This is a genomic window from Photobacterium kasasachensis, assembly GCF_050336885.1.
GTDB lineage: Bacteria > Pseudomonadota > Gammaproteobacteria > Enterobacterales > Vibrionaceae > Photobacterium > Photobacterium kasasachensis.
Genome location: NZ_JAKJSH010000010.1, coordinates 210,239 through 223,550 on the forward strand (window position 1 = coordinate 210,239; position 13,312 = coordinate 223,550).

Annotated in this window: 14 protein-coding genes; 8 read left to right on the top strand and 6 right to left on the bottom strand. The window is 48.3% G+C overall.

The annotated features are described in order from the left end of the window. Nucleotides 1-96 precede the first annotated feature (96 nt). The 6 genes from pabC to ptsG all read left to right on the top strand — a co-directional run bounded on the left by pabC (nucleotide 97) and on the right by ptsG (nucleotide 6,160). Nucleotides 97-906, top strand: a complete 810-nt coding sequence (gene pabC, locus L4D19_RS15625; protein WP_428453197.1) for an aminodeoxychorismate lyase — start codon at nucleotides 97-99, stop codon at nucleotides 904-906. Then, nucleotides 900-1,913 (top strand): endolytic transglycosylase MltG, encoded by a 1,014-nt coding sequence (gene mltG, locus L4D19_RS15630; RefSeq protein WP_428453198.1) that lies wholly within the window; start codon nucleotides 900-902, stop codon nucleotides 1,911-1,913. Before pabC ends, mltG begins: the two co-directional genes overlap by 7 nt. After that, on the top strand, nucleotides 1,913-2,542 hold the full coding sequence (gene tmk / locus L4D19_RS15635) for a dTMP kinase (protein ID WP_428453199.1): 630 nt from the start codon (nucleotides 1,913-1,915) through the stop codon (nucleotides 2,540-2,542). The genes mltG and tmk overlap by 1 nt, the downstream gene beginning before the upstream one ends. A gap of 1 nt (nucleotide 2,543) precedes the next feature. Then, complete coding sequence (gene holB, locus L4D19_RS15640) at nucleotides 2,544-3,506, top strand: DNA polymerase III subunit delta' (RefSeq protein WP_428453200.1); 963 nt, start codon at nucleotides 2,544-2,546, stop codon at nucleotides 3,504-3,506. Nucleotides 3,507-3,534: 28 nt separating this feature from the next. Then, nucleotides 3,535-4,311 (top strand): TatD family hydrolase, encoded by a 777-nt coding sequence (locus tag L4D19_RS15645; protein ID WP_428453201.1) that lies wholly within the window; start codon nucleotides 3,535-3,537, stop codon nucleotides 4,309-4,311. 418 nt (nucleotides 4,312-4,729) lie between these two features. Further along, nucleotides 4,730-6,160, top strand: a complete 1,431-nt coding sequence (gene ptsG, locus L4D19_RS15650; protein ID WP_160650306.1) for a PTS glucose transporter subunit IIBC — start codon at nucleotides 4,730-4,732, stop codon at nucleotides 6,158-6,160. A 63-nt stretch (nucleotides 6,161-6,223) separates the two neighbouring features. Here the strand turns inward: ptsG and L4D19_RS15655 are convergent, their stop codons facing one another. From L4D19_RS15655 to L4D19_RS15665, 3 genes are all read right to left on the bottom strand, one after another. Continuing rightward, nucleotides 6,224-7,123, bottom strand: coding sequence for a LysO family transporter (locus L4D19_RS15655; RefSeq protein WP_428453202.1), 900 nt, complete (start codon nucleotides 7,121-7,123; stop codon nucleotides 6,224-6,226). Nucleotides 7,124-7,302: 179 nt separating this feature from the next. Next, nucleotides 7,303-8,226, bottom strand: coding sequence for an HDOD domain-containing protein (locus L4D19_RS15660; protein WP_160650302.1), 924 nt, complete (start codon nucleotides 8,224-8,226; stop codon nucleotides 7,303-7,305). A 104-nt stretch (nucleotides 8,227-8,330) separates the two neighbouring features. Continuing rightward, nucleotides 8,331-8,930, bottom strand: coding sequence for an LON peptidase substrate-binding domain-containing protein (locus tag L4D19_RS15665; RefSeq protein WP_428453203.1), 600 nt, complete (start codon nucleotides 8,928-8,930; stop codon nucleotides 8,331-8,333). A 294-nt stretch (nucleotides 8,931-9,224) separates the two neighbouring features. Here L4D19_RS15665 and L4D19_RS15670 point away from each other — a divergent pair, with 294 nt between their 5' ends. Then, entirely contained in the window at nucleotides 9,225-9,812 is a 588-nt protein-coding gene (locus tag L4D19_RS15670; protein WP_428453204.1) for a TfoX/Sxy family DNA transformation protein, read from the top strand. Between the two features lie 97 nt (nucleotides 9,813-9,909). Next, entirely contained in the window at nucleotides 9,910-10,815 is a 906-nt protein-coding gene (gene dsdC, locus L4D19_RS15675) for a DNA-binding transcriptional regulator DsdC (protein ID WP_428453205.1), read from the top strand. Nucleotides 10,816-10,938: 123 nt separating this feature from the next. Here dsdC and L4D19_RS15680 read toward each other — a convergent pair whose 3' ends face one another. From L4D19_RS15680 to L4D19_RS15690, 3 genes are all read right to left on the bottom strand, one after another. Then, nucleotides 10,939-11,484 (bottom strand): hypothetical protein, encoded by a 546-nt coding sequence (locus L4D19_RS15680; protein ID WP_160650295.1) that lies wholly within the window; start codon nucleotides 11,482-11,484, stop codon nucleotides 10,939-10,941. 225 nt (nucleotides 11,485-11,709) lie between these two features. Continuing rightward, nucleotides 11,710-12,702, bottom strand: a complete 993-nt coding sequence (locus tag L4D19_RS15685; RefSeq protein WP_428453206.1) for a 2-hydroxyacid dehydrogenase — start codon at nucleotides 12,700-12,702, stop codon at nucleotides 11,710-11,712. A 76-nt stretch (nucleotides 12,703-12,778) separates the two neighbouring features. Beyond that, the gene (locus L4D19_RS15690) at nucleotides 12,779-13,279 is read right to left on the bottom strand and encodes a response regulator (protein ID WP_428453207.1); all 501 of its coding nucleotides are present in this window, start codon (nucleotides 13,277-13,279) and stop codon (nucleotides 12,779-12,781) included. Between the last annotated feature and the right edge of the window lie 33 nt (nucleotides 13,280-13,312).

Genomic DNA, 13,312 nt, shown 5'->3' on the forward strand with positions numbered 1-13,312 from the left:
ATCATTGAACGGCCCGGTGTTTTGCACCGGGCCGTTTTTTTTTGATACTTTTTAGTTGTGACTTTTTCTGTGATTTGAGATTGGGTAGATATCGGAATGATATTGGTAAACGGCGTTGAGCAAAGTGACATAGCAATCACCGATCGGGCTATGCAGTATGGCGATGGCTGCTTTACGACCATTCTCGTTGAGCACGGTAAGCCAAGGCTATGGTCGTTGCACCTGCAGCGATTGAAGAAGAACGTTGCAGCATTCGATTTCGCAGAGCCGGACTGGCATCAGCTCACCGAGCAGGTACATTTCTTGGCAGAAAGCTTCCCAGACAAAGGGGGTGTGAAGGTACTGATAAGCCGCGGTGCGGGCGGCAGAGGGTACAGCCCGTCAGGTTGCAGTTCGACTCAGGTTATCATCTCCGATTTTGCCTGGCCGGGTCACTATCGCGACTGGCAGGCGCAGGGTATTGCACTGGGTGTTTGCCGTCAGCGGTTGGCACTGGCTCCTATGCTAGCAGGTTTCAAACACCTCAACCGTCTGGAGCAGGTGTTGCTCAAGCAGGAGACCGAAAAGGCAGGATGGCTGGATGCGGTTGTGCTGGATGTCAATGGTGACATCGTTGAAGCGACGGCATCGAATATTTTTTGGCGAAAAGGCCAGACGCTCTATACACCTGAATTGAATATGTCCGGTGTCCACGGTGTGATGCGAGCTCATGTGATTGCACTGGCCAATGATAGCGGCTTTTGTATAGAGTTTGTCAAAAAGCCACTTGATGTCTTGCTTTGCGCTGATGAAGTCTTTATTACTAATGCCCTGATGGCGTTAGTGCCAGTTACAGAAATAAACGGAATTCAATTTACGGCGCGAACTGCGCTGAAAGCGTTAAACAAGAGGTTGTATACGTGTTAAAGAAGTTGGTAATAGCGGTTGTCTTGATGGGCGTGATGGCTGCTGGTGGACTGGGTTGGTCATATCAGCAGGTGAAGGCATCGCTTCAGCAACCGGTAACTCATGACGCTGAAGTCTTCGTTACGGTCAGCCCGGGAACCAGTTTTCGCGGTCTGCTAAACCAACTCGTTGACAAGAAAATTGTACCGCCATCGCAATGGACCCGGTGGATTTACCGTATTGAGCCCGAGTTAACACGAATTAAGACCGGAACATATAAGATACCTGATAGCGGTACGCTCAGGGATGTGCTTGCCTTAATTGCATCAGGCAAAGAACATCAGTTTGCGATTACCCTGGTCGAGGGCGACAGGTTTACAGACTGGCTTGAGCAACTGAGTACGGCTCCGGAGATTGTCCATCAGTCCGACGGTATGTCCGAGGCCGAAATAGCCAAGGCGATTGGTGCGGATACCTCCAAGCTCGAGGGGTACTTGTTGCCGGAGACTTACCATTATACTGCGGGCACCACCGATCTTGAATTGCTTAAGCGTGCCTATCGCCAGATGACCAGCTTGCTCGATGATGCCTGGGAGTCGCGTGACAAGAGCATTCCGCTGAAAACACCGTATGAAGCCTTGATCATGGCATCTATTATCGAAAAGGAAACGGCCGTTGATGACGAACGTACTGTCGTATCGTCAGTATTTATGAATCGCCTCAACAAGAATATGCGCCTCCAGACCGATCCGACGGTGATTTACGGTATGGGGGATAAGTACAAGGGGAATATCCGTAAGCGCGATCTTCGTACCCCGACACCTTATAACACCTACACCATCTTTGGCTTGCCGCCGACACCGATAGCTATGCCAAGCAAGGCCTCGGTACTTGCTGCAGTTAAGCCACAAGAGAGCAATTACTATTACTTTGTTGCCGATGGCAAAGGCGGCCACAAGTTTTCTAAAACGCTAAGCGAGCATAATCGCGCTGTGCGTGCATATCTAAGAACACTAAAGAAAAAATAATGACTGGAAAATTTATTGTAATTGAGGGCCTAGAAGGCGCGGGAAAAAGTACGGCTATCAAGCAGGTTGCTGCTGTATTGGCGAAGCACGGGATCGCATCGCCTGAATTGACGCGCGAACCCGGCGGGACACCGCTTGCCGAGCAGATGCGGGCTTTGGTCAAAGAAGGGCATCCTGACGAACCCTTGACCGACATGGCTGAGTTGTTGTTGCTGTATGCGGCACGTATCCAGTTGGTTGACAACGTGATAAAGCCAGCGCTGGCAGAAGGTCGCTGGGTGGTAGGTGATCGCCATGACATGTCCTCTCAGGCTTATCAGGGAGGAGGTCGTGGCTTCGATACTGAACTGATGGAGAATTTGCGCAATACGGTACTGGGCAATTTCCGTCCGGATTTCACCATCTATATGGATATTGATCCGGTTCTTGGCCTTGAGCGTGCACGCGGCCGGGGTGAGCTGGATCGTATCGAGCAGATGAATATCGATTTCTTCCACCGCGCTCGAGCGCGCTTCCTTGAATTGTCTGAGAATGATCCGAGCGTGGTTATCATTGATGCCAGTCAACCACTGGATGCGGTGACTGCAGATATTTCCCAAGCGCTGACAGTGTGGCTGGAGCAACAATAGTATGCTTTACCCATGGCAACAGACCCTATGGCAGAACTGGCAGCAGCTACTGGGGCAGGGACGTCTACACCATGCGATTTTATTGCTGGCCTCGACGGGAAGCGGACGTGAGGTGCTGGCGCAGCAGTTAGCCCAGACAGTGCTTTGTCAGAACTGCGATACTGAGCCTTGCGGTGTATGTCATAGCTGCAAGTTGTTTGCAGCGAATACTCATCCTGACTTTCATATTGTTGCCCCCCTACAGGAAGGCAAGCAGATTGGCGTTGATGCTATTCGCCAGTGTAACCGCTGGGCGGTAGAAACGTCTCAGCTGGCTGGTCAGCGCGTGATCATGATAGATCATGCGGATGCATTGGGAGAGGCTGCGGCGAATGCCCTATTGAAAACACTGGAAGAACCACCATCGGGTTGTCAGTTTATTTTGACGGCACAGTCGCTCGACAGCCTGTTGCCGACAATCAATAGCCGCTGTAACAAGTGGCGACTGGCCGTGCCTGACGAGCAGGAAACCCGGCGCTGGGTTGAGCGGCAGATGATGCAGACGGTAAAGCTGGAGTCGGTACGCCTGAACGGCGGAGCCCCTTTAGCCACGCAGCAGTTTATCGAACAGGGACAAGACATCCGTCATGGAAACTTGCTGGGGGTGTTTAGCGATTTTCTGCAGCCGCCCTTTACCGGCGTCTATGATGTGGCTGCCCTTTGTACGAGTGAGGGCATTGTCAGCCTCAAGTGGCTTAGCTACTTCCTTATTGATTGTATTAAACTTCAGCAGGGTGTCAGCTCGTACCTGGTGCACAGTGAGTCTGTTGATAAGGTGCAGGCTGTTGCTGCGAAGATCAGTCCGGCCGTATTGTTAACGCAGGTACGTAAAGCCAACGAGCTGCATCGAAAGCTGGAAAAACACACCGGATTGAACGAAGAGCTACTGATTGTTGAGTGGCTGACCGGCTTTATCGCCGATTAATAGAGAAAATAGAATTGAGGAAAGGAACGTGTTAGTTGATTCACATTGTCACCTGGACAAACTGGACTACGAGCAACTTCATACAGGGATTGATGATGTGTTGGCCAAGGCAAAGGCACGGGGGGTAGAATACTTCCTGTCTGTTGGCGTAACCCTAAAAAGCTTCCCGACCATGATGGAAATGATTGAGCCGCATGAAAATGTGTTTGCCTCCTGCGGTGTGCACCCATTAGATATCGAGGCGGGTTTCGATTTTGACCAGCTCAAGACCTTTGCTCAGCATGAGCGTGTAGTTGCTATCGGTGAAACAGGCCTGGATTACCACTACCAACCGGAATTGGCCGAGCAGCAGCAGGAAATCTTCCGCCAGCATGTTCGTCTGGCGGTCGAGCTTAATAAACCACTGATCATTCATACCCGAATGGCCCGTGAGGATACTATGCGGATCCTGCGTGAGGAAGGCGCCGAAAAATGCGGTGGCGTGCTTCATTGCTTTACTGAAAGCCTGGAAATGGCCAAGGAAGCGATTGAACTTGGCTTTTATGTTTCGATCTCCGGTATTGTTACCTTTAATAAAGCCAGCGAATTAAAGCATGTTGTCAGTAATCTGCCGTTGGATCGCCTGCTGGTCGAGACAGACTCCCCTTATCTGGCGCCTATCCCGTATCGTGGTAAGCAAAACCAGCCTGCCTATGTACGTGAAGTTGCAGAGTATATTGCCCTGCTTAAAGGCGTCTCTGCAGAAGAGGTCGAGAAAGTAACTACGGATAATTTCTTCACGCTTTTCTCCCTGGCTAAGCGCTAGTCAAAACACCAGAATGATTCGTTGAAGTAAAAAGGAGCAAATGCTCCTTTTTTTATCGTTATGTCTGTATTTATATATCCAGCGACTATGTTTATCACGCCCTAAAAGAAACTTAATTTCACTTGTGAAAACAAATTTCATCCATAGAGCGTTTCCTTTCTGAATATCTACTAAATATCAGTTGTTTACTTTACTGTGAAAAGATAAATGTAATGATTGAAGATTTATTAGGCGATATTTTGGAATAATATTTCATTCCTGAGCGGTATCATTGATAAGTATCAAGTTTTATAAAATGCCTCATTTTATACTTGTGAGGCAATAAAAAAGCAAAGTGGTGCTAGCATTATGACTACGGGGGTAGGTCGCTTGCACTGACTTGATAACTAACTAAAACATTCTCACTCAGGAGCACACTATGTTTAAGAACCTTTTTGCTAACCTGCAAAAAGTCGGTAAGGCGCTCATGCTGCCTGTATCGGTTTTGCCGGTGGCCGGTATATTGCTGGGGGTTGGCGCAGCGAATTTTAGCTGGTTGCCTGAAGTTGTCTCTCAAATTATGGAGCAGGCTGGTGGTTCTGTATTCGGCCAGATGCCGCTGTTGTTTGCAGTGGGCGTCGCGTTGGGCTTTACAAATAACGATGGTGTCGCTGGTCTGGCTGCAATTGTAGGCTACGGCATTCTTGCCGCGACATTAAGTGTTATGGCTGGCGTCATGGAAGTCGACAAACTTGATACCGGTGTGCTTGGCGGTATTCTCGTTGGTGGTTTGGCGGCATGGGCCTTCAATCGGTTCTATCGTATTCAACTTCCTGAATACTTAGGTTTTTTTGCCGGTAAGCGATTTGTTCCGATCATGACAGGTTTCTGCGCTATTGCCTTGGCGCTTCTATTGTCTGTTATTTGGCAACCAATTGGCGGTGGTATTGAAGCTTTCTCTGAGTGGGCTGCTCACCAGAACCCGACGTTGGCGTTTGGTATATACGGTGTTGTTGAGCGTTCTCTAATCCCGTTTGGTTTACACCATGTTTGGAACGTACCGTTTTTCTTCGAGGCGGGTAGCTGTGTAAATGCTGCCGGTGAAGCACAAAACGGTGTGCTGACTTGCTATCTGGTTGCTGATGAGCCTTCGCGTCTTGCTGGCAACGGTTTCGGTCAGCTAGCGGGCGGCTATATGTTTAAGATGTATGGTTTACCAGCGGCCGCAATCGCAATCTGGCATTCGGCCAAACCGGAGAACCGTGCCAAGGTCGGTGGTATTATGATTTCAGCGGCGCTGACGTCATTCCTGACTGGTATTACAGAACCGATTGAATTTTCCTTCCTATTTGTTGCACCTATTCTGTACGGGATCCATGCATTGCTAGCCGGATCGGCATTCGTGATGACCAACATGCTGGGTATGGTTCATGGCACAACGTTCTCGCACGGCTTTATTGATTTTGTGGTGTTATCGGCGAACTCTCAGAAGCTGTGGTTGTTCCCGTTCATGGGACTAATCTATGCTGCTATCTACTATGTGGTTTTCCGCACTGTGATTGCCAAGCTTGATCTCAAAACGCCGGGACGTGAAGACGAAGAAGAAGGTGCAAGCGCAACAGCAGAAGGCTCAGAGCTTGCAAAAGAGCTTGTCATGGCCTTTGGTGGCAAGGATAACATCACTGGGCTTGATGCTTGTATCACGCGTTTACGTGTGTCGGTAGCCAGTGTCGATAAAGTTGACCAGGAGCAGCTCAAGAAGCTGGGTGCTGCCGGAGTGGTTATTGCAGGAGGTGGTGTTCAGGCAATCTTCGGTACCAAGTCTGATAACCTGAAGTCTGATATGGATGAGTGGATCCGAAATCACTAATCGATATAGTATCTTTTTAAGGGAAGCTTCGGCTTCCCTTTTTTTGAGGCTTCCTGCAAGCAACTACAGCGACAGAAAGAAGAGCATCAGAACCGGCACCAACAGGCTGAGGATAAATCCGCTGACAATTGCAATAGGGACACAGCGGATCCCGCCACTGTTCTGTATTACTGGTAGGGTGAAGTCCATCGCCGTAGCGCCAGCATAACCAATAGCGGTACTTGGATAGCGGCTGATCATGACCGGGATGAGGCTCAGGGCAATGAGTTCTCTGAGTAGCTCATTGAGAAAGGCGGCACCACCAAAAATTGGCCCCAGTCCGTCTCCCATGAGTATACCTGCCAATGAATACCAGCCAAACCCTGATGCCATCGCCAGGCCATGGGTCACCGGAATACCAAGGATAGTTGCGGCAATGATCCCACCGGGCAACGAAGTCAGGACAATGACCAGTGCAATGGTGATCCCTTTTTTGTTGAGCAGAATCTGACGCAAGGTCATCCCGCTATTACGAAGTTGAATACCGATTAGAAACAGCAGGATCAACAGAATAACTTCGCTGGCCTTATCAACCCACTCGAGATCCATGCCAGTTAAAAGGCCAACCACCAGTCCGCCGGCAACAACGAGTATCAGCTTGAGCGATTCCATCATCATTTTCATGAACGGTAGTTGTCGGTGATCCTGACTGGTTTCCGTTGGCCAAATTTTGTCGATAACGGGCAAGGCAAGCAGGTTACAGGCACTGATAGAAATAAAGAAGGTTGCTGTATAGGTAAGGATTTGATTTAGGTTTTGCCCCAGGTTATCAAGCCCGGCGAGACTCAGTCCCATCAACGTAAGGATCACCAATACAAGGCGGCTGGTTTGTGTGTTGATGAAAGTCAGTACGGAGTCCTTGCCGACCGGAATAAGGTATCCGATCACCAGCGGCAGGAAGATATATAGCATCCCTGAAAACATGTGAGTCCTTGCGGTGAGTGTTGTCTGCCTGGCAACTGCATCATGCTGTTACCGAAGGTTTAGTTAAATCAATAAGCTACCACTTTTCGATGAGTTAAGTAGCTTATCAGTATCAATTGGACAGGGTCAATACAGCATGCTGGCAAAGTAGAGGGCGAATCCCCTTGCAAGGACAGCGGCTAGAAGCCGCTGTTTTTGATCACATTGCGTATCTGGGAGTTAAATTCAGCGTCAGGCAGGTTAGTGAGTTCGTACATCACCTCGGCACCAGCGAGATCGAGCTCAACGTGGTGCTCATCAATGGCATCATCGTTGCTTTTAAACATCAGAAGGTGATTAGCCATACGGGCTATGTCGAGATAGCTGGTTTGCGGACGCTGGCCCCGGTAAGGTGAAGCTGTATTGCTGGCAACCTCCAGGTAATCTTCATCAAAGCCCCAGTGCTTGAGAATAATGAGGCTGGCTTCCTGGCAGCAGTGTTCAAACACATATTTCGCAATATCAATATCGAGATAGTTACCACTGTCCAAATAGCTCTGATATTCGGATACCAAGCTAAACAGGCCAATATCAGCAAACAGGCCGGCCAACAGAGATTTCTCCTGTTCAATCTCAGCCGGTGTTTCCGGGTGGTTAATGAGTCCCTGAGAAACAAGAGCCATCGTTGCTGCTAGCTGTCTTGAGCGGATTGCACTTTGCATCAGCAGATCGTTGCAGCCTCGGCTGAAGTTGCTTTTGCTCTTAAGCTCTTCAATGGCTTGTGCCGTAATAATATCTCGTACTCTCAATATACCGAGCCTGCTTACTGCGGTTTGAATGTCGTGACAAATAACATTGCGTCGGTTAAACATCATGGTATTGGAGATCTTGACAATGGAGGCGGCCATACCAGGATCATCCAGTAACAAGTCAGCCACGTCGCGGATAGTGGTATCTTCTTCGTTGCACAGGGCATGAAGTTTCACAAGGACATCTGGAATGGGTGGAAGGGTAAGACGGTTTTGCCTGACGGCGTCTTTTACCAAAGAACAGAACTCAGATTCCAGTCCTTTTACGATTTTGTCATTTTCTGGTTTAAGCCAAAAAAAAGATACGTGTGCCATTACAACTACTAACTTGAACTCGAGGGCTTCATTCTATCTTGAGCCGTTGCTGATAGACAGCTGTATAACTTAAAAAAAAATTAAATCGTTACTAAACGTTACACTTATGCAATTTCTGTTGTTGGGAGGTTGTCGTTGTCGAGCAATTTAAGTAGAAAACGCACGGTGAGCTTAATGCTCTCCTGGGTAAGCAACAGCTGTTTGTAGTGGACTTCAAGCGGGAGGATTTCGAGCCAGCGCTGGCAGACCCAGGTGAGGTCGTTATAGTCTGGTTTCGGATAAAGGGAGCCAATTTCGGGCATGGTGGCATAAAAGAGTTTTAGTTTCTCTGAAAGACATAATGTCGAGGCTTCGATAGGGGCTGGTGTCCAGTGCGGGTAGGGTTCAAAATCTGCCAGTAACAAGCCGTCTTCCTCGACTCTTATTGCTAATAAGCGAACGGTTTGAATACCCTCGACCATAATACTGAGTAACCCTCCTTCCAGCGCATTAAAGTCAATGATATGAGCCTCGGTGGCAATCGCCGGTATCTTTTTTATCTCGTCGTGCTCTTCAGACTCATTGAGCATACATAGCGCAAAACTTCTTTTGTTTGCCAGAGACTGTTTGACCATCCGAATATATCGTTCTTCTGCAACCGTTATTTCAAGTCTTCCGTTCGGAAGAATGTGGCTGGATGAAGGAAAGAGTGCTATGTCTACCATGATATACCCTCCACTTATTATTAATAACCATAGTCTTTACTGACAAGAATAACGATAGTGCGAAAGCGAATTACGTCGGCGATTTGGGGAGTTCAGGCGCAAAAAATATGGTCAATTTTTGTCACTTTTTACTTAATTCGCGATGTATAATATGCTGCAAATCTCAAATCCAAGTGTTCGTTGTTTCATATGTGGAAATTCGTAATTTGATGTGGCATTGTCAATTTGTTGACGCATTTTGATATAAGTTACTTGAAATTAAACGACCATTAACGTTTATCGGGGGAGAAGCTTGTGCGATCGATCAAGGATGACTTATTTAATTATCTTCGCGAATTTGGCCATTATGAAAAACGTTCAATGTTTGGCGGAACGGGTATTTTCATTAAGGGCGCCATGTATGCAATATTGACTGAACAGTCGATGTTTTTACGTGGGGGCGAATCGCTAGATACCAAGCTGACTTCTTTTAACTGTAGTAAGTTCAAACACATAAAACGCAGCACAACAGCCGTGGTTAATTACTATGATGTGACGGAGCTATATTTGAATGACAGGGCCGAGTGTGACGAACTGGTTCAGCAGTCGATTAAAGTTTCGACAAGAGAGAAAGAGTTCAAGTCTTCAGAGCAGAGCAAGCGCCTGCGCGATTTGCCCAATATGCGCCTGACGCTCGAGCGTATGGTGAAAAAAGCAGGTATTCCGGATGTCAGTAGCTTTATTTCATTGGGAGCGGCAGAAGTCTACCGTAAGGTACGCACCTCGCACGGCAAGGATCTCGATCTGAAACTGCTTTGGATGTTTGCCGGTGCCATTGATGGCTGTCACTGGACCTTGCTAAAGGATGACCAGAAAGAACGTTTATTGCGCGAAGTCGAATAAGACGCAATAGATACAGACTGGGTAGTATTGGCCACCATATTTTGGTGGCTTTTTTTGTTGTAAGATAGCGGTAACCTCCTGTTTAGTGTAAGCCCCTATGCGACTACCCAAGCTCACTGGCCCGGTGCTATCCGGGCTGCATTGTTTCCTGATTGCTGCCGAGCAAATGAGTTTTACCCGGGCTGCAGAAATTTTGTGCCTTACCCAAAGTGCCGTTAGCCATAAAATCAAAAATCTCGAAGACAGCCTCGGGGTTCAGTTATTTATTCGCCAGCCGAGAAAGCTGACACTGACTGCGGAAGGCAAGCGTCTAAAAATGGTGGTCGCCCACAACTTTGGGGATATAGCCCATGAAATACGGGATCTCAAAACACTCGAACTGAGCGGTGACTTCAATGTAGCCGTACCGCCGACCTTTGCCCAGACCTGGTTGCTGCCAAGGCTTAAAGAGTTTTTAGACAAGTACCCGGCGCTGCGTTTTCACCTTCGAACCCGCAACGAACTCATTGATTTTCAAACTGAGACATTTGACTGCGCTATTTATTTCGGTCACGGCAAATATGCTGGGCTGCATTCCGCGAAGCTCATGGATGAAAGCATGTTGCCGGTGTGCAGCCACGACTACGCTGTTGCCCATGATTTATATGGCAATCCTGACAAACTCAGTACCTGTATGCTGCTTCACGATGCGGCCCCATGGGCCCGTGCCGGACGCAATGATGAATGGCAGTATTGGGCACAGCGACACGGTGTCGTATTGCCGGAGGCCGGGTGCACGTTCGACAGGGCGGATTTGGCCTTACAAGCCGCCGAGCGGGGTATCGGTGTGGCAATGGGGCGCAAGTCGTTTATTGCCGAGCAGTTTGATGATGAGCGTTTGGTGGCGCCTTTTGCAATGTCGGTATCATCACCGCTGAGCTACTACATTGTGTGTCGTAAAGAGCTGGCACAGTCGCCAAGAATCGTCGCGTTTGCTGACTGGCTAAGGAGTCTGGTTGACTAGACAACACTCAACTATCAGCTTCCTGCAGTATGAGGTAGCTTGGATATATGAGTAGGGTGAATAAAGAAACAGCCCCGAGAAAGGGGCTGCTATCTGCTGAAATCTTAACTATATGTTCAAGTCTTAGAACTTGAAACGTGTCGACAGCATGATTTGGTCGTCATAAACCTCGTTGAAACGAGCTTGAACACCAATAGAGAACAGTTCAGTTGCATGGAATCGACCATACACTGAGCCGATGGTTTTCTCGTGATCGCTAATGTTCAGGTGACCAATCTGGCCGCCGACTTCTAGCTGAGGACCAAGCCACTGACGAACGCCGATATTTACTTCCATGCCTAGCTTGCCGCCAGAACTGTTAAATTCGCTGCCGTTTTTGGCATTTCGAGCTTTGATTTCACCGGTGATATCGGCCCAGTTATTGACTGGCGCATGGAAACCGACACCTAGCGCAACGTCCCAGTCGCTGTCAAATTCACTATCAACAGAGCCGGTCAGGTGTGCGTTTGGGTGGATGGATTTGCTGAAACCAGCACCGTAAGTTAGTGGGCTAATACCAATACGCGCTTCAGCGTAATCGTAACTAAAGTTACTCATCGTGGTCTGGGCAGCATGAGCCGCAGAAATAGATGCCAGGAAAATACCTGTGGCAAGGAGTGTTTTACGCATGAAAGTTAGTCCGTGGAGCCTAAAGTAATGGAAGCATTTTAATGGACAAAGCAGGGCAATCATAGATTTTTACGGTATTAAGTTACTTTTTTGATAAAGAACAGCGTAAAAATGCAGCAATAATCACAAAAAAATTGTGATCTTGAACGCGAATGTTGTACAAAATATCAGGAGCTTATCTCACTTTGTTTGACAGCAAAATAAGACAAGCCCTGTAGTAAACTTTTATTGAATTAACTCGTTTCCAGACGTGTTGCCAGTCGCGTACTGGGTAATGTTGTTGAGGGTTGTGTCAGCGATGTTGCCGAGAGCCTCTTCGGTCAAGAAAGCTTGATGGCCGGTAAACAATACGTTGTGGCAGGCTGACAGGCGGCGGAATACATCGTCTTTGATAACGTCGTTGGACTTATCCTCGAAGAACAAGTCTTTTTCATTTTCGTAGACATCGATACCTAGCGAGCCAATTTTGCTGCTCTTGAGTGCTTCGATAGCATCTTTTGAGTTCAGCAGTTCGCCACGGCTGGTGTTGACTATCATGACGCCGTCGCGCATTTTGGCAAAGGCGTCGGCATTGAGCATGTGGTGGTTTTCCTGGGTCATCGGGCAGTGAAGCGTAATAACATCAGACTGGCGGTAAATGTCATCCAGCGAGGTGTAGGTAACGCCTAGTTCGATGGCGATCGGGTTTTCGTAAGGATCGTAGGCCAGGATATTCATTCCCAACCCCTTGAGAATACGGATAGTTGCAATACCTATCTTGCCGGTACCGATGACGCCCACGCTTTTACCATGGAAGTTGAAGCCGGTCAGACCTTCAAGCGAAAAGTTGGCATCTCGGGTACGTTGGTAGGCACGGTGGATCCTGCGGTTAAGGCTCAGCATCAGCCCCAGGGTGTGTTCGGCGATAGCCTCCGGTGAGTAGGCCGGAACCCGAACCACCTGAATGCCAAGTTGCTTGGCAGCTTCCAGGTCGACTTTGTCGAAACCTGCACAGCGCATGGCGATCAGGCGGATACCATTATTGGCTAGCTCATTAAGGACAGGCTGACTCAGATCATCGTTGACAAAGGCACAGACGGCCTCGAAGCCTTGTGCCATCTTGGCTGTCTGCACAGTGAGTCGAAAGTCAAAATATGCCAGCTCGTGCTGATAATTGTCGTTGATGATCTCGAAGGATTTCTGATCATATTTCTTGGTGCTAAAGACTGCTACTTTCATGTGTTACCTCTTCGGGGAACTAATTATGTGATCAACATAACATTTTCCTGCTGCCCCGAAAAGGTTTGTATGACAATTATATGTCCGACAGTGAAATACGCTTATCACTGAGCGCCATCATGATTCTGCCGGTATCCAGAACCCTTGCCCAGGGCATTAATTCTTTTTCGTTATCAATGATGTATGTAGTGAGTTGGTCGATAACGACATCTTTAAGCTGGTCGCCATCCCACGGTTTTGAAATGTAATAGTCCAGGCTGGCATGATTGACTGCCTGGACCGTTTCTTCCAGCCCTGCCTGTCCGGTCAGGAGTACTCGCCGTGAGCGGGTTGTTTCTGACTGCTGTTTGAGCTCGATCAGAAAATCAATTCCCGTTTCACCCGGCATAATATGGTCGCAGAGGATCAAGGCAAGGGGGATATGATCGGCAATCGCATCGGCCAGTACTTCCTTGGCTTCGTCAACCGACTCGGCTGCTTCAATTATAAAGTGCTCTTCAAGGCTGCCGAGATCATGCAGCACACTGTCGAGGACTTCTCGTTCATCGTCAACACATAGGATGAGGTATTTGTTCATGTGGCCTCCTTTTCAAACTCGCTTCTGTGAGCG